The organism is Sporomusaceae bacterium ACPt (assembly GCA_041428575.1).
In the GTDB taxonomy this organism is placed as follows: domain Bacteria; phylum Bacillota; class Negativicutes; order Sporomusales; family Sporomusaceae; genus Sporomusa_D; species Sporomusa_D carbonis.
On record CP155570.1, the window covers coordinates 1,602,574 to 1,618,541 of the forward strand.

Sequence of the window (15,968 nt, forward strand, 5' to 3'; positions counted from 1 at the left end):
ATATGGTATAATATCTTTTGTGTAATACGGACGGTCCTCTGTGTACGGCATGAACGTCTGATATAAGGAGGAAACTAAATGAATATTATTCAAATCTTGGAACAAGAACAACTGCGGCAGGATATTCCGTCCTTTAAGCCTGGCGACACTGTGCGTGTACATGTAAAGGTTGTTGAAGGCAACCGCGAACGGATTCAGGTTTTTGAGGGTATAGTTATTAACCGTCAGGGCAGTGGCGTACGTGAGACCTTTACTGTGAGACGGGTATCTTACAATGTAGGCGTAGAACGTACTTTTCCGGTACACTCTCCGCGAATTGAAAAAATTGAAGTAATGCGTCGTGGTATTGTTCGGAGGGCTAAGCTCTACTATCTGCGTAACCTTACCGGTAAAGCAGCCCGTATTAAAGAAAAACGCTAAAAACCGATGTGTTCAGGGACTGGTTTCAGTCCCTGTTCTTCATATGTTCAGAAATACATTTTTGGATATACTTTCTGTAAATAAGTTTATCGAAAGGGGGAACCATGTGAGTAACACTAATTTAGGCGAAGAAATCAAAGACTGGATTATATCCATTCTCATAGCCATAGTATTGGCGTTTTTTATTCGGTATTTTATTGTAGAACTGTACATGGTCGAAGGACCATCCATGCGACCGACACTTGTTAATGGCGAACGGCTTGTTGTTAATAAGTTTATCTATCGTTTTAAGACTCCTGAACGAGGGGAAATTTTAGTATTTCGTTATCCCCGCGATCCTAGCCGTGATTTTATTAAACGGGTAATAGCAGTGGCCGGAGATACTATTGAAATAAAAGACGGCAGAGTTTTTCTCAATGGGCAGCTTTTGAATGAACCGTACATACTTGAGCGCACCCGTGGATCATATCCATTAGTTACTGTTCCTGAAGGTCATATTTATGTAATGGGTGATAATCGCAACAACTCCGAAGACAGCCGGTTTAAAGATGTTGGCTTTGTGCCCCTTGAGTTAATTAAGGGCAAGGCCATTACTGTTTTTTGGCCGCTTGACCACATAAAAACATTGCCGTAATTCTACACTATACATGAGGGTTTTAATTAAGGAGTGTGATTTAATGCACATTCACTGGTATCCAGGTCATATGGCCAAAGCTCAGCGCATGATTCGTGGGCAACTGGATCTTATCGACGTCGTGATTGAACTAGTAGATGCGCGGATTCCGCTAAGTAGCGCTAACCCGGTTATTGCCGAATTAATTGAGACTAAGCCCAGGGTGGTAGCGCTGAATAAGTCTGATTTGGCCGAACCCGCACGTACAGCTGAGTGGCTTAACTATTTCCGTAACCGAGGATTGACAGCAGTAACTTTAGACGCTGCCAGCGGTAAAGGAACGAAAGAATTGACCGGCAGAGTTGAGCAAGAAGCCAATGAAAAAATTGCTAAGCTTGTTGCCAAAGGTATAAAAGCGCGGGCCGTAAGGGCTATGATTTTGGGAATCCCCAATGTGGGTAAATCTTCGCTCATTAACCGGCTGTTAGGAACAGCAACGGCGAAAACGGGTGATCGTCCAGGCGTCACGCGCGGCCAGCAGTGGATCAAAGTTGGTAAAAATCTTGAACTATTAGACACTCCGGGCGTGTTGTGGCCCAAGATGGACGACCAGGAAGTAGCTTTCAAACTGGCAGTTACCGGTGCTATTAAAGATGATATATTTGATATGGAAAAAGTTATCCTTAAACTTCTGGGGGTACTTAGGGAAAGTTATAGTGACCGTCTGGTTGAGCGGTATAAATTAACTCAGCAGTTACCTGAAGATACGGTCGAGTTACTGGCGGCAATTGGCGCTAAGCGGGGGTGTTTAAGGAGCGGCGGTGTAATCGACTATGAAAAGGCCGGACGAATTGTTCTTACCGACTTTCGTACTGGCAAGCTGGGGCAATTTACTCTTGACCGTCCCGAACAAATGGTAACGTCTGAAGCTAACCCGGTGCCAACAAATGATAATATGTCTCTGGTGTAGCGGATAATAAAACGGCTAGCATTTTTGTTAGCCATTTTATTATTTATTGTTCAAAGAGGCAGGATTTGCCGGCTTTATCAAGAATATGACAAAAAAATATCTGCTGGATTGCGGAGGTCTTATATTCCTTATTCTTAATGTTTATCTTAGTATAAAATGTATGACTTATTGACTTATTAATGAAAGGTACTGAGGAATTTGTTATTGGAATGTGGATGTGACGAAGTTGGACGCGGAAGTGCAGTTGCGGAAATCTATGTATGTGCATGTATCCTTAATCCTAATTATGAGATCGATGGTCTTAGAGACTCTAAAAAGCTGAGTGCTAGGAAACGTGAATTACTTGCGGAGGAGATTAAACGGCATGCAATAAGTTGGTGTATAGCAACTGCTTCTTTAGAAGAAATAGAACTACTCAACGTTCATCAGGCTACGTTGCTTGCCATGAAGAGGGCTGTCGAGGGATTGCGAATACGGCCTGATAAGGTCTTTGTAGATGGCAACCATGTACCCAAGATATCTCTTCCTGTTGAAGCCATTGTAAAAGGAGATGATCTCATTCCGGCTATAAGTGCCGCGTCAATTCTTGCAAAAGTTGCTCGTGATCAAGCTTTGCTGGATTATCATAGGATTTATCCTAACTACGGCTTTGATAGCCATAAAGGATATCTTACTAAGGCACATATTGAAGCTTTACAAAAACACGGTCCTTGCCCTATTCACCGAAAAACATATGCCCCAATACGAAAGTTACTTGAAAAACCACAGTATGTTCAAGGCAAAATGTTTTAGTAGTACGTCAGCGCACCCGGGGAACTTTTTCATTTTGGTAACCATGCCCGTAGCAAAGCCTCCTCATAGATCATAACATATAATGTATAACCCTATTATGTAGCAAAGGAGGTATTTCCATGGGGGTTTTTTTTGTGGTGTAGCGGTCGCGGCAGTAATTGGTTCATAATGATTATTATAATTCTTCTGCTATTCTGCTGTTTGGAGGATGACTGCAGTACAATCTGCTAAAAAATTGCTCCGTCTGCATTACACACAGCCATTCATGAGATTTCTTGCTCAACTGTTTAGTTGTTCTGATGATAACCGTCTGCTTTAGGGTATGGCGGTTTTTTGTATTTATTATCGCGAATTAATGTCGGCTGATAGTTTATCTGCAATTTCTGCCATTACTCGTTCATCAGATAGCTTGGCAGGTTTATTTTTAGCAAAAAATGCTTGAGTTGCGGCAGTGACCGTCTTCGCTGGTATCAATAAATAATACGGATATTTGAACGGCTTTTTATATTGTCCTGAATTACTTGAACATCGTCCGGATATTTGTACTTTGCTGTATTTATTGGCGGCAAAATGGCTACTTTGAGGGGGGTTATAGCACAGGTAGAAAGAGCCGTACTTGTTGTATAGAGGATTGTAAGTAAACATATAAGAGTCCTAAATATTTTCGTATGAATCATCTCCTTGATATCATCGGCATATATTTACTTTTAACCAGCCTATGAAGATGAACTTTTATCACTACTCCCGAATACAATTTTCCACGCCAACCAGCTCCAGAGTAGGAGTGGTAAACTTGTGTACTGGGATACATCCTCAGGCGGGATATCTAACTGGTTACAGATAGACGCAACTACAGCCGATCCTGATATCCACAGGACAAATACCAATAAAACAAAGCTAATACATCTTGTTACTAAAGGCATGCTATTCACCTCCTGGCAGTGGCTATGTTTCGCTCGATGAGATCTAAGTGGTCTTCCATCCGTTCAAGCCGTTTGTTGACATTCTAGTAGTAAGCTACAAGCAGGCCGCCAATCCTATGCTGTGGAGTCCATTCAACATCGCGGTATTCAGGGTTTGCTGAGCGCAAAACAATATGATCTTTAGATTCGATATAGAATTTGAGGTTAATTTCGTCGTCTTCATAGTCAATTTTGCGAGTGGCAACTACTTGCCCATTTTGCGCAGTTGAGTCCGTCCAGTTTCCTAATTTGCTAAAGTTGCACGGTTGGTGCCGAGTATTTTAGCAAAATTGTCTTGTGTCAAGTTTTTAGATAATGTGCTAAAAAAGCATTGCGGCAAGACCCATAATGCAAAATACAATCCGCCGGGGAAGGGTTCTAGCGGTAGGTCTAAAGATATTGTTTTTTACTAGCACTCATGGCGGTGGTACCCGGTTAAGTGCTGATGAGGCGGCTTTTGTTGCTGCGTAAGCATTCCAAGCAGTTGGTGGTTAATTTTGATAACAAAAAGGAATATTGGTGCTGTTAATTTTTAAGCGTCCTGCGGGGCGCTTTACTTATGCATAAATGGAGGTGTCAGATGAGCAAACAGAATGCAGAATTTCTGGTCGCTGCCGTCAAAAAAGCCGAGGAAGGCAAAATGCAGCTGTTGCATAAATCAATATCCAAGCGCTGACAGTGCAACAGGCTTCTGAAGATGTGGTGAAACAAATGTATGTATTTTTATTTATAAACGGCCCAAATTTAGTTAAACCTATAGTGATGGAGGTGAGTGCATGCCAGAGAATCGAGACATAATGGCTTCCAAGGGTATTCCTGCTGAAAGCCAAGTAGTTTCCGAGATTTCGGTTAATGACGGCAAATTTCTTAGGCATTCTGATCTCGGATACAGTGAAAAAAATGGTAAAGGGAGTGATAGGCGTTGATGGGTTACGGTTACGGCGGTTTTTTCCCGTTCGGGATGATATTCATGATTCTATACGGTGTTGTAGTTATCTATGCACTGATGCAGTTGACCGGCATAAATAAAGCGCTGCAACGGATTGCAAGTGCTTTGGAAAGAAAGCAAGAGTAGTTTGGCTAGTAAGCCCTCGGGAAACCGTGGGCTTCGTATATTTTTGTTATAGAAAACCAGACCATCTCGACAGTCACCTTGAATGGGAGAGTCAGTCTACTGTAGTTCGGCTTCAGTGGGCTTCTGCTATTTTAATAGTGCAATAAACTGTATGAGAAATTCTAAAAGAACTATAATAGGCATTTATTGAAATAATTATTCTTTAAAATGATAAGGTAATGTAGATACAATCACGTTTTCTCGCAGAATTAAAAGTGTTCTAAGAATCCAGCCGGTTTGATTGTGAAGTAACCTGTGCCATAATTTTGCCGGCTCAAATTCGGGAATTACAATCGTAATATAATGATAGATACTCTTGTGCATTTCTAATTCACTTACATATCCTAAAACTGGTTGAACAATTGACCTATATGGAGAGTAGAGCATACGGAGAGGCATGTTTAAATTTAGGTTATTCCATTTGTCTTCAAATATTTTTCGTTCTTCCTCATTTGTATAAACATACAGAACAATAACGTCTCCCCCAAGAGACTTGGAATACCTCAGTGATTCAGCAACTACTTTGGTAATACCTGATATCGGAACTATAACGAGATTCTTAGGAGTGTGAATTTGCAGATGGTCAGCAAAATCCTTTGGTGAAATACGCAACTGTTTTGCGGTAGTTGTATAATGCTGGTGAATCGTTTTTAATATATAAATCATAGTCGGAATAAAGATAATAACAATCCATGCGCCATGAGTGAACTTTGTTATAGCAATGACTAACACAACTATACCCGTGACACAAGCGCCGAAGCCATTCAGAGCGATGCGTGAAACCCATCCCGGAACTTTTTCGCGTCTCCACTTTACAACTAAACTAGATTGAGCAATAGTAAAAGAAAGAAACACTCCAATTGCATAAAGGGAAATCAAGTGCTCGACATTGCCGTTAAAAAGGACAATCAATGCTGCTGAAATAAGACTTAACAGTAAAATACCTTTTGAGTAGCCGAGACGTTCCCCTTTTTCGCCTAGATAACGTGGAACGTAGGAATCACGAGCCATTATTGATAGTAGAGGTGGTAATCCATTGTAGGCAGTATTTGCAGCCAAGTACAAGATGAGCATTGTTGTTATTTGTATGTAATAATAAGCCCATCCTCGCCCGAAAACCTGCTCGGCGAGCTGGGAGAGCATGGTTACATTTTCCACAGGCAGTAGGTGATAATGCATAAAAAGAAACGATATTCCGGAGATCATAAGACCGAGAAGAGCCGACATACAGAAGGTGGTTATTATCGCGTTTTTTACCCCAGGTTCTTTAAACATCGGGACTCCATTAGAAATAGCTTCTATGCCTGTCATAGAACTGCATCCATTCGCAAATGCTCTTAACGCTAGTAAGACAACCGCCCAATCAGCTGGTTGTCTTACTAAAGATTCAGAAGGAATAATCGGATCAATGCTGGTAAATGCCTTATAAATTCCGGTTCCGATTAAACAAATGATCCCTAGTATGAAAAAGTAAGTTGGCCAAACAAAGACATTGGATGACTCTCTGACTCCCCTTAGATTAATTACCATTAAGATTGAAAAAAGAACTACTAGGTTGATTGATACTTCCCATCCGATAAGGGCGGGGAAAGCCGATACTAGAGCTTCTGTTCCTGACGAGACGCTAACAGCAACGGTAAGAACATAGTCTGCAATCAGCGAGGCGGCCGCGATCAGTGCTGGAGTTTCACCTAAATTCTGCAACGCTATAGAGTACGAACCACCTCCGCCAGGGTTAGCTTTTGCAACCTGAACATAAGACAGAGTTACAATCGCGAGGAGAGTAATTACTGCAAGGGTAGCGTAACCGAAATACCCATAGATCAGCAAGCCTGGAACAGCTAATGTTACGATGATTTGCTCCGGGCCATATCCTACTGATGATAACGCGTCCGAGGAAAAAATAGATAATGCCTTCCACTTGGGCAATTTTTCATGTGCAGCTTCCTCAGTCCTAAGAGGTCTGCCAATAATGAGCCGGTGAAAATTTAACATATTTTTCTTTTGCCTCCCTGGTAATAAACAAATAACATAAATATAAATATAAATATAAATATACTATATCTTTGCTAACATTCCTTGTTGTTATAGCTGCTATGATATATTTGTACAATATTCGTGAATGAAGGTTTTCAATTGTTCTTTAGCTTTTTGATTAACGGCGATCTTCATTTTTGTGTATATCTCCATTAGTATTTTTTAAATAGTGTTGACAGTTATGATTGGCTCTATACTCTACCATATGGAGACATACCATTCGTAGAATTAACGAGAAGATTTTGTGTACCTAACGAAAACAAATATAAATTCCTTCCTTAAATAAATAGGATATATTATGGTGTTCCAAAGTGATCCATTCACATATAATAAATAACTGATAAATAACGTAAGCAGGAAACTTTGTTATTATAGAGAATCATTTAAAATGGAAGGGTAAGGCACTAGCTTTTGTAATGACTTTTCCGTAGGCTGCGATATATTGTTTTCCCAAACCTTTATGGTTTTTTCACGTACTCCTAGTGCAGAGGCAAACCCCCGCTTTGTCAGTCCATGGAATAGGCGACACTTCTGTATGCGTTGGGATAGGGTCTTCTCTGGGAAATTTTCTCTACACGCATGTGCGTGCGTAGATCAACTCTACTAAACATGTAATGGGCGGTATCCATCGGTTAATCGAACCTGATGACATTACTCATAGGCATTGGCAAGTAAAAAAGAGCCTACCGGCTCTTTTTTTGCCGTAAAGGAGGCGCGTGTATGATGGGGGCCAACTAAAGCATGAATCGACGCAGACTGCACTATTATGCATCTGCCGGTCAAGGCTGCAGCGAATTTTTGAATGGTATAAGGCGGCATATAGGCAGGTGTTGGCAGTTGGTCTGGTTGAAATTTAAAGTAATGAGGTCAACAGATAAGATATTGTTTCTGTTCTAAGGATCTAATTGAGGATAACAACAGTCAAAAGGACGGCATAATCGATAAGGGTGGCAATAATATGGACGACAATGATACGGACGACAATAGAATGGTACGCAGCAAAAGCGAGTCCCTTTTTGTTCATTCCAATCTACGATTTCCGGATACTCCACATTGAGTAACTTGAGTTTTTTCATAGTACAAGCCTCCATTGTTTTACCAGCCTAATCATATTACATAATATGCGAAGATTTTGCTAAGTTTAGAGTATGGTTTGTAGAAAAAATTACCTCGTAGTTATTTTTGATTTTTCTATGAGTCGATATAGGATTATAGGAATAAGAGTATATATTAGAGTAAGTGTCGCAAAGATGGGTATAAATTCGTTTATCGCACCAGTAGTGCTGATATCATTTGATATTATAAAAATTGCTAAACTAAAGGCAGGATATAGAATAAACAAGGCTCCGCATTTAATTGCTAGAGCAATCTCAAAATCAAAATAGTACAGTCCAATAGTGAGACCAATAATAAAATACAATACAATACTATATGAAATCCAATAAAGATTTTTTAGGCGTGTTGTTAGTAACGCTTCACCGCTGGCGCTTGACTTACGCTTATACTAACAACACGCCTGTAAATCTTTATTGGATACTATATAATAATAGTTGTTAAGTGTTTAATACGTGAATCTAGCTGCATAACAACACCTTCTTATCTATGTCTTTTCCTATAATTTACAATGTTGCAACAATATTTGGTATAGATCGTAAGTCCCATATAATAGACGGGTTACATATTCAAAAAAGGAGATTCAAAAAGTCACGAGTATTTGCCATATTACGCGAACTTATGATACTTATTCCAGAGGCTGATACAAAGGTCAATTATGATTGCAATAAAGGGGTGAAAGAAATATCCTATTAAAATACCAAATATGAAGCTAATCATGGTTGCCCTCCACAGAAATAATATCTTGGTATATATTATGTAATAATGAAGAGGGGGGTACCAGAATTCTTATTTGTGATATAGTTTTTACGTAGAAGTTGGCAAAGTAAATACATATTATGGAGAAGGAACTGTTAACTGAAGGAAAAAGGGCATCGATGAAGAATATAAAACTTAAACAGGTTACATTAAATATCCATATCTTTCAATTAGATTAATCCCCGTAATTTAGGAGGCTAACTCACAGGAGATGTTCCGATTCTGTTATACCTGGTAGCACTGAATAATATATTGCCACAAGGGGAGATGATGCTTTGCCAGACTCGAAACAGGACAAAGTACCAAAAGCAGTGGCTATTAAATATGACGAACAGGAGTATCAAGCCCCTAAGGTAGTGGCCAAAGGTACAGGTATTGTCGCCGATAAAATTTTAAGATCGGCTAAGGAGCACGGAGTTCCCGTATACCAAAATAAAACGCTGACAGGTATGCTCATGGCTGTTGAACTAGACCGCGAAATACCGCCTGAACTGTATCAGGCGGTAGCCGAAGTTTTGGCGTACATTTACCAGTTGGACCAGCGACTGGGCAAGCGCTTTAAGTAATTGCCTGCCGGAGGAGAGTATGAATCATATTGCTGTTGGTGATAAAGGCGAACAATTTGCCGTGAACTATTTAAGCAGGCTTGGTTATCACATTATTGTCACTAAATATCGCGCCAAGACGGGAGAAGTAGATATTGTGGCCAAAGATAAAGATTGCCTGGTATTTATTGAGGTTAAGACTAGACGTTCGACTGTCTATGGTTTTCCGGCCGAAGCAGTCAATTTTAAAAAGCAGCAGAAGATAATTAACACTGCACTTTGCTTTTTAAACCAGCGGCGACTTATTGATGTGCCCTGCAGGTTTGATATTCTTGAAGTTTATTTGCAGGCAGACTCAGTAAAAGTTAATCATATTATCAATGCGTTTGGCCGCTAAATAGTTGTGGGGGTAACCAGTGTTTGCACAAACTTTTGGTTCGACGACACTAGGTCTAAACGGTGTGCTAATAACAGTTGAAGTGGATATTGCCAACGGAATTCCCGGCTTTGACATTGTGGGATTACCTGATACGGCTGTGCGCGAATCGCGGGAACGGGTGCGGGCAGCCATAAAAAACAGCGGATTCGAGTTTCCAGGGCGCCGTATTACTGTAAATTTAGCGCCTGCTGATATAAAAAAAGACAGTTCAGGGCTTGATTTGCCTATTGCTGTAGGCATACTGGCAGCTAGCGGCCAAATTGCCCCGGAAAGCTGTTGTAAGCAGGTGTTTACCGGTGAGCTGTCGTTGGAAGGAAGATTACGAGGCGTATCGGGAATACTATCTATGGCGGTAAATTGCCAAGAGAACAATTTATTAGAAATGATTGTTGCTCCTGACAACACTCAAGAAGCTCTATTAGCAGGAAAACTAACTGTTTATGCGCCTGAAACCCTAACTCAAGTTGTTGCGCATCTTAACGGTGAAACCAAGCTAACAGCGGCAAAGCCTGAATTACCGGAATGCCAAGCAATGGATCCCATGCTTGATTTTGCCGATGTACAGGGGCAGGTTGTCGCCAAAAGGGCGCTTGAAATTGCTGCTGCCGGCTTTCACAATGTACTGATGATAGGGCCACCAGGCTCAGGCAAGACGATGTTGGCCCGGCGAATTCCGTCAATACTTCCTGACATGACAGCACAGGAAGCGCTTGAAGTAACAAAAATTTATAGTGTTGCCGGATTGCTTAAACATAACGTAGGATTAGTTACTGTTAGGCCGTTCCGCAGCCCGCATCATACCGTATCGACTGCCGGTATGATTGGCGGCGGCACTATTCCTCGACCAGGTGAAGTTACGTTAAGTCACAACGGCGTGTTGTTTTTAGACGAATTGCCTGAGTTTCCTAGGCCAGTACTTGAAGTGTTGCGTCAGCCGCTGGAAGATGGTGAGGTTACAGTCTCCCGTGTTAGTGCTACCTTATCTTATCCCGCTAAGCTGATGCTTATTGCTGCTATGAATCCATGTCCGTGCGGGTTTAGTTCGGACCCTTCCAGGGAATGCTCTTGTACCCCAGCGGATATTCGCCGCTACCAGAAAAAAATATCCGGGCCGTTACTTGACAGATTGGACATAACAATTCATGTGCCGCGCCTTGAGTACAATGATCTAATCAAAACTATGCCGCAAGAATCGTCGTCAGTTATCCGGCAGCGCGTGGAGAAAGCCAGGTTTGTCCAACAGGAACGTCTTAAAAAGTGGGGATTATATGCCAACGCCCAAATGGAGCATAAGCATATAAGAACTTTATGCCGGCTGACGCCTGATTCTGAGAGCCTCCTTAAACAAGCCTTTAGCAGAATGAACCTAAGTGCCCGAGGTTATGACAGGATAATAAAAGTTGCGCAGACTATTGCTGATTTGGATGGTGCGGCGCAAATTCAAGCAAGGCACATAGCCGAGGCTATTCAATTCCGCAATGATTTTCAAAGCATTTCCAGGAAATAATTTCCTTTTAAGAATACTAAATTACGTTAGATATAATTAAAAGGAATCTCTTTTTAATTAAGATTGGAGGGTTTAATGTGAACAAAACAGTATGGATTGTTGTTGCCATCGTCGGCGTGCTAGTGTTAAGTGCCATGTTTAGCTATAATTCCCTGGTTAGTATGAACGAAAATATTAATGGTAAATGGAGTCAGATTGAAAATCAATTGCAACGGCGTGCTGACCTAATTCCTAACTTGGTTAATACGGTAAAAGGTTATGCGGCTCATGAGCAGCAAGCCATTCAGGCTGTTGCCGATGCGCGCGCTAAGCTGGCCGGAGCGCAAGGCCCGGTAGGCAAGGCCCAGGCTAATGCCGAATTAAATTCAGCTCTTAGCCGGTTGTTGGTTGTGGCTGAAAACTATCCTAACCTTAAAGCTGATCAAAATTTTCGTGCGCTTATGGATGAATTATCAGGTACTGAAAATCGCATTGCTGTGGCCCGCAAAGACTATAATGACGCAGTGCAAAGTTATAACGTGAAAATACGTTCACTGCCGACAAGCCTGTTTGCCGGCATGATGGGTTTTGGTCCTAAAGAATACTTTAAAGCTGAAGAAGGCGCTAAACAAGTTCCCCAAGTAAAATTCTAATTTGCCGAACGAGGGGATAGCTTATGAATAAAAGGCTGGCTTGGCTGATTTTATTAATATATTTTGCAATAGCGTCTGTCGCGTGGGCTCAGCCGCAAATTCCTCCGGCACCAACCAGTAGCATATATGTTCAAGACCATGCTGGGGTGTTAGATACTGAGACAAAGAATAAGATTAATAGCTTAGGCGCTAATTTGGCTGCTAAAACCAAAGCGCAAATTGTCGTGTTGACGGTAAAATCAACTGAAGGGGTGCCAATAGAAGATTTTGCCCTTGAAGTCTTCAGGCGTTGGGGTATTGGTGACAAGCAGCTAAATAACGGTGTGCTCATGTTGGTTGCCGTAAATGACCGTCAGTCGCGGATTGAGGTCGGTTATGGCTTGGAAGGTGCATTAAACGACGCCAAAACCGGCGCCATTCAAGATAATTATATGGTGCCCTACTTTGCTGCCGGTGATTATAGTAAAGGTATTTGGAGCGGCTATCAAGCATTGGTCAATGTGACGGCTAAAGAATACAATTTAGATATCAACACCAATGTCAAACCGGCCAAAGTTCGTTCTTCCGGTAATGAATCATGGTGGGACAATCTGCCATGGTGGGTCCAGCTTGCTTTAGCAGCCGGCGTATTAGCACTGGTGATTTTTGATTGGTTGTTTCTTGGTGGCAGTATTACTTATTTCATTCTTTCGCTTCTTAGATTCCGCGGTGGCGGTGGTGGGGGCGGCGGTTTTGGCGGAGGTTCAGGCGGTGGTGGCGGCTCGAGCCGTAAATGGTAGCTATAGCACGAGCAAAGGAAGTGTTTTATGTGACAGAAGTTTCACTACTGGAATGTTTTGTTCAGGTTGCTAAATACATACCTCAACTAATAAGCGGCAAAGTGGGGATGGTTGTCAGCGACCGGGAAAAATGGTTGGTATCTTATTCTATTCCTGAACTTGAAGGTCATGTAGTTGTTGGTGAACCGATTAAGCCGGGGTCTGCCGCGTATAAGGCAATGCAGCAGAAAAGCCGGGTAGTTACTGAAGTGAGTAGTGATGTTTACGGTATTCCCTATGTTGCCATCAGCCTGCCGGTCATCAATAATCAGGGCGAAGTTATCGGTGCGGTGGCTATCCATGAGTCACTGGAACGGCATAATACGTTAGCAGCGGCGGCTAAACAACTCTCAAATTCGGCCGCTCATTTGTCTTCCTCTATCCAATCTATATTGGCCCAAGCGGAAGAACTGGCAGCTAGTAGTCGTTTTCTTAAAGAATTGTCGGTAGCTGCCAATAAGCAGGTGGCTGATACTGATTCAGTTGTTGGGTTTATCAAGAATGTGGCCAGTCAGACAAATCTGTTAGGACTTAATGCCGCCATTGAAGCTGCCCGAGTGGGTGAAATGGGACGAGGATTTGGTGTGGTAGCAGAAGAAGTGCGTAAACTTGCTACCAATAGTGCCAGTTCGGCAACCCAAATTACAACAATCTTAAATAATATAAAACAGTCTATTGAAAAAATTACTGCTGAAATCGGCCAAATAGACTCGGTTACCGAGCACCAGGCCAATACCATTCAAAATCTGACAGCGCACAGCCAGATGCTAATGGCTATGTCAGAGCAATTGGCCAGCTTGGCTTCCAATTTAAATACCCAAAAAAAATAAAAGAACCCGCGAGGGTTCTTTTTTATCACTAATTTATTTTACCAAAGTCAGCCTGGAGTTTGGACGATAACTTCTCCCAACTTTGGCGCAGGGTTGTCCATTTACCATAACTATATCTGCTGTGAAATTAATATTGTCGTTAAACAGACTACCGCCGACAGCATAGATATCAACAGGCACGTTGGCAGCCTCAAACTGGGTGATGCGTTCAGTGTTAAAACCACCTGACACCATAATTTTTACATGGTTGAATCCTTCACGGTCAAGCGCCTTGCGGACATTTATAACCAATTGCTGACAGACACCGGTAGGTTTAAAAGTACCCATGTGAGGAAGTACTGAAACATCCACAAGGTTATCAGCAGTATCAAGCCGAACTGCCCACAATTTGTCACCCATTTCTCTGGCTACTGCCAAAGAGGTTCCCACACAGTCATTGTCAAAATCAACAAGCGCTACCCGATTTACCTGTGGGTCAATATGAAGATCAAAAGCTTTGGATGCCCGGACGGTATCGCCGTTGTAGGCGGCAATTAAAGCGTGCGGGATGGTGCCAAGCGCCTCCGCACCCCAAAGCGAGCCGTTAGCCGGAGTTGATACGCCGTAAACGCCGCCAATATGGGCGGCATAGCCGTCAGAAGCTTGTACTGCATAGTGGTCAAAACGAGAAGGAAAGAATAATACCGGTTTGCCATTAGCGGCTTTAACTACTTGGTGCACGTTAGTGGCAATTTTAGTTTGCCGGGATAGTACCCCTAAATAAACTGTCTCCAGATGAGAAAAATTTGCCAAATCGCCTTCAATCGTCATAACAGTTTCCCACGGTTCAATATGATCGCCATCATGCAGCGCGTGAATAACCAAACTGTCAGGATGGTAGGCGCACTTTTTGATAATGGCAATAGCTTCGTCAATACCGCAGACAACGGCGTGTTGGCGCTGAAAGATTTGCATGAGAACTTTAGGCCGGTGATTGTCCTTGATTAAAATCTCCCGGGTACGCAAAAAATAACTGTCGCTAAAAAAACCGTTTTTTATTTGTTCAACAGGAATGGTGAACAAATCAGGCGATAGGCGTTGTTTCATTATAGAAAGCCTCCTAGATATTGCAAATCCTATGATAAATTTCTAAAATTTGCATAATGATCTTTATTCTACATAATTTTATGATACAATAAAATTACATTTTGTCGCAATAGGGGAGGATACTGATGAGATATAATCTACGAGTAATTGAGATAAAAAATCAGGAGCAGGCCCGCAAAGAACTGGCGAAAATAAATTGTGATACTGCCGGGGCTGGTATCATGTCCGGCAAAGCTGTGTATAAAACTATTAAAATTGAAAATATAATGAGCAAAGCTGCTCTTATTTTAAAACAAACCTTTCTCTCTAAAGGCGGTGAAGCTTCAGTAACTAGGGGGACGGCAGACCTTAGCGCCGAATATACCGATGTTTTACTTTGTGGCAGCCTGAAGCATTTTAAACAGGCTATACCTCAGCTTAAAGTTCAGCCGTGGGGTTTAGCTAAACTGGCTGAAGAGCTGGAGGCTGTAATAGCCGCTGACGAAAAATTCCCTCACCGCACATATAAATTAGGACAGCATACATTAACAATCAGTCCGGAGAAAACGTTGGTCATGGGGATACTTAACTTTACGCCTGATTCTTTTTCAGACGGTGGCAAGTTTAATAATATTGATGCTGCGCTAAGGCATGCTGAGGAAATGATTAGTGAAGGTGCTGATATTATTGACATTGGCGCTGAATCTACCAGACCGTACGGTTCAGAAAAAATATCTGCTGAAGAAGAGTTGGACAGGCTAATGCCTGTGCTGGAAAAAGTTTTGGCCATTTCTAGTGTGCCTGTTTCTATTGATACTTATAAAGGTAGTGTCGCGCGGGAGGCACTGAAAATTGGCGCGCATATTATTAATGATATCTGGGGATTGCAGTATGACAATGAAATGGCTAAAGTAGTTGCCGAGTATGATGCTCCTATTGTAATTATGCATAATCAGGAAGGCACCGTATATCAGCGGGATATAATGTCCCATATCCTTGAGTTTTTACGCCGCAGCATAGAAATAGGCGAGGCTGCCGGCATAAGCACTGATAATTTTATTGTCGACCCAGGCATTGGCTTTGGCAAAAAACCGGCAGATAATCTGGTGGTAATGGCCAGGCTTAATGAGCTTAGGTCACTTGGCTGCCCAATACTCTTAGGAAGTTCGCGTAAGCGGTTTATCGGTGAGATTTTGAATGCTCCGCCGGACGACCGGGTGGAAGGAACGGGCGCTACCGTAGCCCTAGGGATAACTAAAGGTGTCAACATTGTCCGGGTGCATGATGTAAAAGCTATAGCCAGAATCGCCAAAATGACAGATGCAATGGTCAATGCCAAATATCAGTAGGGG

General features: G+C 42.1%; 19 protein-coding genes and 1 pseudogene. 14 read left to right on the top strand and 6 right to left on the bottom strand.

What is annotated here, in order from left to right; genetic code table 11:
* Window positions 1-78: 78 nt before the first annotated feature.
* The 4 genes from rplS (at window position 79) to rnhB (ending at window position 2,795) form a co-directional block, all read left to right on the top strand.
* The gene (rplS, locus tag SCACP_RS08060) at window positions 79-420 is read left to right on the top strand and encodes a 50S ribosomal protein L19 (protein WP_425060823.1); all 342 of its coding nucleotides are present in this window, start codon (window positions 79-81) and stop codon (window positions 418-420) included.
* Between the two features lie 106 nt (window positions 421-526).
* Entirely contained in the window at window positions 527-1,054 is a 528-nt protein-coding gene (lepB, locus tag SCACP_RS08065; protein WP_425060824.1) for a signal peptidase I, read from the top strand.
* Window positions 1,055-1,097: 43 nt separating this feature from the next.
* A complete protein-coding gene (ylqF, locus tag SCACP_RS08070; RefSeq protein WP_425060825.1) occupies window positions 1,098-2,003 on the top strand; it encodes a ribosome biogenesis GTPase YlqF in 906 nt (301 codons plus the stop codon).
* 204 nt (window positions 2,004-2,207) lie between these two features.
* Window positions 2,208-2,795: a ribonuclease HII gene (gene rnhB / locus SCACP_RS08075; protein WP_425060826.1), complete on the top strand. Its 588-nt coding sequence runs from the start codon at window positions 2,208-2,210 to the stop codon at window positions 2,793-2,795.
* Between the two features lie 342 nt (window positions 2,796-3,137).
* On the opposite strand, the gene SCACP_RS08080 is transcribed toward rnhB, so the two are convergent.
* Together SCACP_RS08080 and SCACP_RS08085 are read right to left on the bottom strand one after the other, a co-directional pair.
* Window positions 3,138-3,440: a hypothetical protein gene (locus SCACP_RS08080; protein WP_425060827.1), complete on the bottom strand. Its 303-nt coding sequence runs from the start codon at window positions 3,438-3,440 to the stop codon at window positions 3,138-3,140.
* 361 nt (window positions 3,441-3,801) lie between these two features.
* Window positions 3,802-3,975: pseudogene (locus tag SCACP_RS08085) on the bottom strand (hypothetical protein); the annotation flags it as partial.
* 130 nt (window positions 3,976-4,105) lie between these two features.
* Here SCACP_RS08085 and SCACP_RS08090 point away from each other — a divergent pair.
* The 3 genes from SCACP_RS08090 to SCACP_RS08100 all read left to right on the top strand — a co-directional run bounded on the left by SCACP_RS08090 (window position 4,106) and on the right by SCACP_RS08100 (window position 4,832).
* The gene (locus SCACP_RS08090) at window positions 4,106-4,228 is read left to right on the top strand and encodes a hypothetical protein (protein WP_425060828.1); all 123 of its coding nucleotides are present in this window, start codon (window positions 4,106-4,108) and stop codon (window positions 4,226-4,228) included.
* A gap of 305 nt (window positions 4,229-4,533) precedes the next feature.
* On the top strand, window positions 4,534-4,683 hold the full coding sequence (locus tag SCACP_RS08095; RefSeq protein WP_425060829.1) for a hypothetical protein: 150 nt from the start codon (window positions 4,534-4,536) through the stop codon (window positions 4,681-4,683).
* Window positions 4,680-4,832, top strand: a complete 153-nt coding sequence (locus SCACP_RS08100; protein WP_425060830.1) for a hypothetical protein — start codon at window positions 4,680-4,682, stop codon at window positions 4,830-4,832. The genes SCACP_RS08095 and SCACP_RS08100 overlap by 4 nt, the downstream gene beginning before the upstream one ends.
* Before the next feature lie 195 nt (window positions 4,833-5,027).
* Here the strand turns inward: SCACP_RS08100 and SCACP_RS08105 are convergent, their stop codons facing one another.
* From SCACP_RS08105 to SCACP_RS08115, 3 genes are all read right to left on the bottom strand, one after another.
* On the bottom strand, window positions 5,028-6,866 hold the full coding sequence (locus tag SCACP_RS08105; protein WP_425060831.1) for an APC family permease: 1,839 nt from the start codon (window positions 6,864-6,866) through the stop codon (window positions 5,028-5,030).
* 411 nt (window positions 6,867-7,277) lie between these two features.
* Window positions 7,278-7,445 (bottom strand): helix-turn-helix domain-containing protein, encoded by a 168-nt coding sequence (locus SCACP_RS08110; RefSeq protein ID WP_425061356.1) that lies wholly within the window; start codon window positions 7,443-7,445, stop codon window positions 7,278-7,280.
* 364 nt (window positions 7,446-7,809) lie between these two features.
* Window positions 7,810-7,932 (bottom strand): hypothetical protein, encoded by a 123-nt coding sequence (locus tag SCACP_RS08115; protein WP_425060832.1) that lies wholly within the window; start codon window positions 7,930-7,932, stop codon window positions 7,810-7,812.
* Between the two features lie 1,123 nt (window positions 7,933-9,055).
* Between SCACP_RS08115 and SCACP_RS08120 the strand changes: the two genes are divergently transcribed.
* The 6 genes from SCACP_RS08120 (at window position 9,056) to SCACP_RS08145 (ending at window position 13,551) form a co-directional block, all read left to right on the top strand.
* Complete coding sequence (locus SCACP_RS08120; protein ID WP_425060833.1) at window positions 9,056-9,346, top strand: EscU/YscU/HrcU family type III secretion system export apparatus switch protein; 291 nt, start codon at window positions 9,056-9,058, stop codon at window positions 9,344-9,346.
* 19 nt (window positions 9,347-9,365) lie between these two features.
* Entirely contained in the window at window positions 9,366-9,722 is a 357-nt protein-coding gene (locus SCACP_RS08125; protein ID WP_425060834.1) for a YraN family protein, read from the top strand.
* Window positions 9,723-9,741: 19 nt separating this feature from the next.
* Entirely contained in the window at window positions 9,742-11,271 is a 1,530-nt protein-coding gene (locus tag SCACP_RS08130) for a YifB family Mg chelatase-like AAA ATPase (protein WP_425060835.1), read from the top strand.
* Window positions 11,272-11,348: 77 nt separating this feature from the next.
* Complete coding sequence (locus SCACP_RS08135) at window positions 11,349-11,903, top strand: LemA family protein (protein WP_425060836.1); 555 nt, start codon at window positions 11,349-11,351, stop codon at window positions 11,901-11,903.
* Window positions 11,904-11,926: 23 nt separating this feature from the next.
* Window positions 11,927-12,682, top strand: a complete 756-nt coding sequence (locus tag SCACP_RS08140) for a TPM domain-containing protein (RefSeq protein WP_425060837.1) — start codon at window positions 11,927-11,929, stop codon at window positions 12,680-12,682.
* A complete protein-coding gene (locus SCACP_RS08145; protein ID WP_425060838.1) occupies window positions 12,676-13,551 on the top strand; it encodes a methyl-accepting chemotaxis protein in 876 nt (291 codons plus the stop codon). Before SCACP_RS08140 ends, SCACP_RS08145 begins: the two co-directional genes overlap by 7 nt.
* 33 nt (window positions 13,552-13,584) lie before the next feature.
* Here SCACP_RS08145 and SCACP_RS08150 read toward each other — a convergent pair whose 3' ends face one another.
* Window positions 13,585-14,637 (bottom strand): nicotinate phosphoribosyltransferase, encoded by a 1,053-nt coding sequence (locus SCACP_RS08150; protein WP_425060839.1) that lies wholly within the window; start codon window positions 14,635-14,637, stop codon window positions 13,585-13,587.
* Between the two features lie 125 nt (window positions 14,638-14,762).
* Here SCACP_RS08150 and folP point away from each other — a divergent pair, with 125 nt between their 5' ends.
* Entirely contained in the window at window positions 14,763-15,965 is a 1,203-nt protein-coding gene (gene folP / locus SCACP_RS08155) for a dihydropteroate synthase (RefSeq protein ID WP_425060840.1), read from the top strand.
* The last annotated feature ends 3 nt before the right edge of the window (window positions 15,966-15,968 follow it).

Coding starts and splice junctions, on each gene's coding strand:
- folP (WP_425060840.1), top strand. CDS start 14,763: ATGAGATATAATCTACGAGTAATTGAGATAAAAAATCAGGAGCAGGCC.
- rplS (WP_425060823.1), top strand. CDS start 79: ATGAATATTATTCAAATCTTGGAACAAGAACAACTGCGGCAGGATATT.
- SCACP_RS08150 (WP_425060839.1), bottom strand. CDS start 14,637: ATGAAACAACGCCTATCGCCTGATTTGTTCACCATTCCTGTTGAACAA.
- SCACP_RS08115 (WP_425060832.1), bottom strand. CDS start 7,932: ATGAACAAAAAGGGACTCGCTTTTGCTGCGTACCATTCTATTGTCGTC.
- SCACP_RS08145 (WP_425060838.1), top strand. CDS start 12,676: ATGGTAGCTATAGCACGAGCAAAGGAAGTGTTTTATGTGACAGAAGTT.
- SCACP_RS08080 (WP_425060827.1), bottom strand. CDS start 3,440: ATGTTTACTTACAATCCTCTATACAACAAGTACGGCTCTTTCTACCTG.
- SCACP_RS08125 (WP_425060834.1), top strand. CDS start 9,366: ATGAATCATATTGCTGTTGGTGATAAAGGCGAACAATTTGCCGTGAAC.
- SCACP_RS08095 (WP_425060829.1), top strand. CDS start 4,534: ATGCCAGAGAATCGAGACATAATGGCTTCCAAGGGTATTCCTGCTGAA.
- ylqF (WP_425060825.1), top strand. CDS start 1,098: ATGCACATTCACTGGTATCCAGGTCATATGGCCAAAGCTCAGCGCATG.
- SCACP_RS08140 (WP_425060837.1), top strand. CDS start 11,927: ATGAATAAAAGGCTGGCTTGGCTGATTTTATTAATATATTTTGCAATA.
- SCACP_RS08090 (WP_425060828.1), top strand. CDS start 4,106: ATGCAAAATACAATCCGCCGGGGAAGGGTTCTAGCGGTAGGTCTAAAG.
- SCACP_RS08105 (WP_425060831.1), bottom strand. CDS start 6,866: ATGTTAAATTTTCACCGGCTCATTATTGGCAGACCTCTTAGGACTGAG.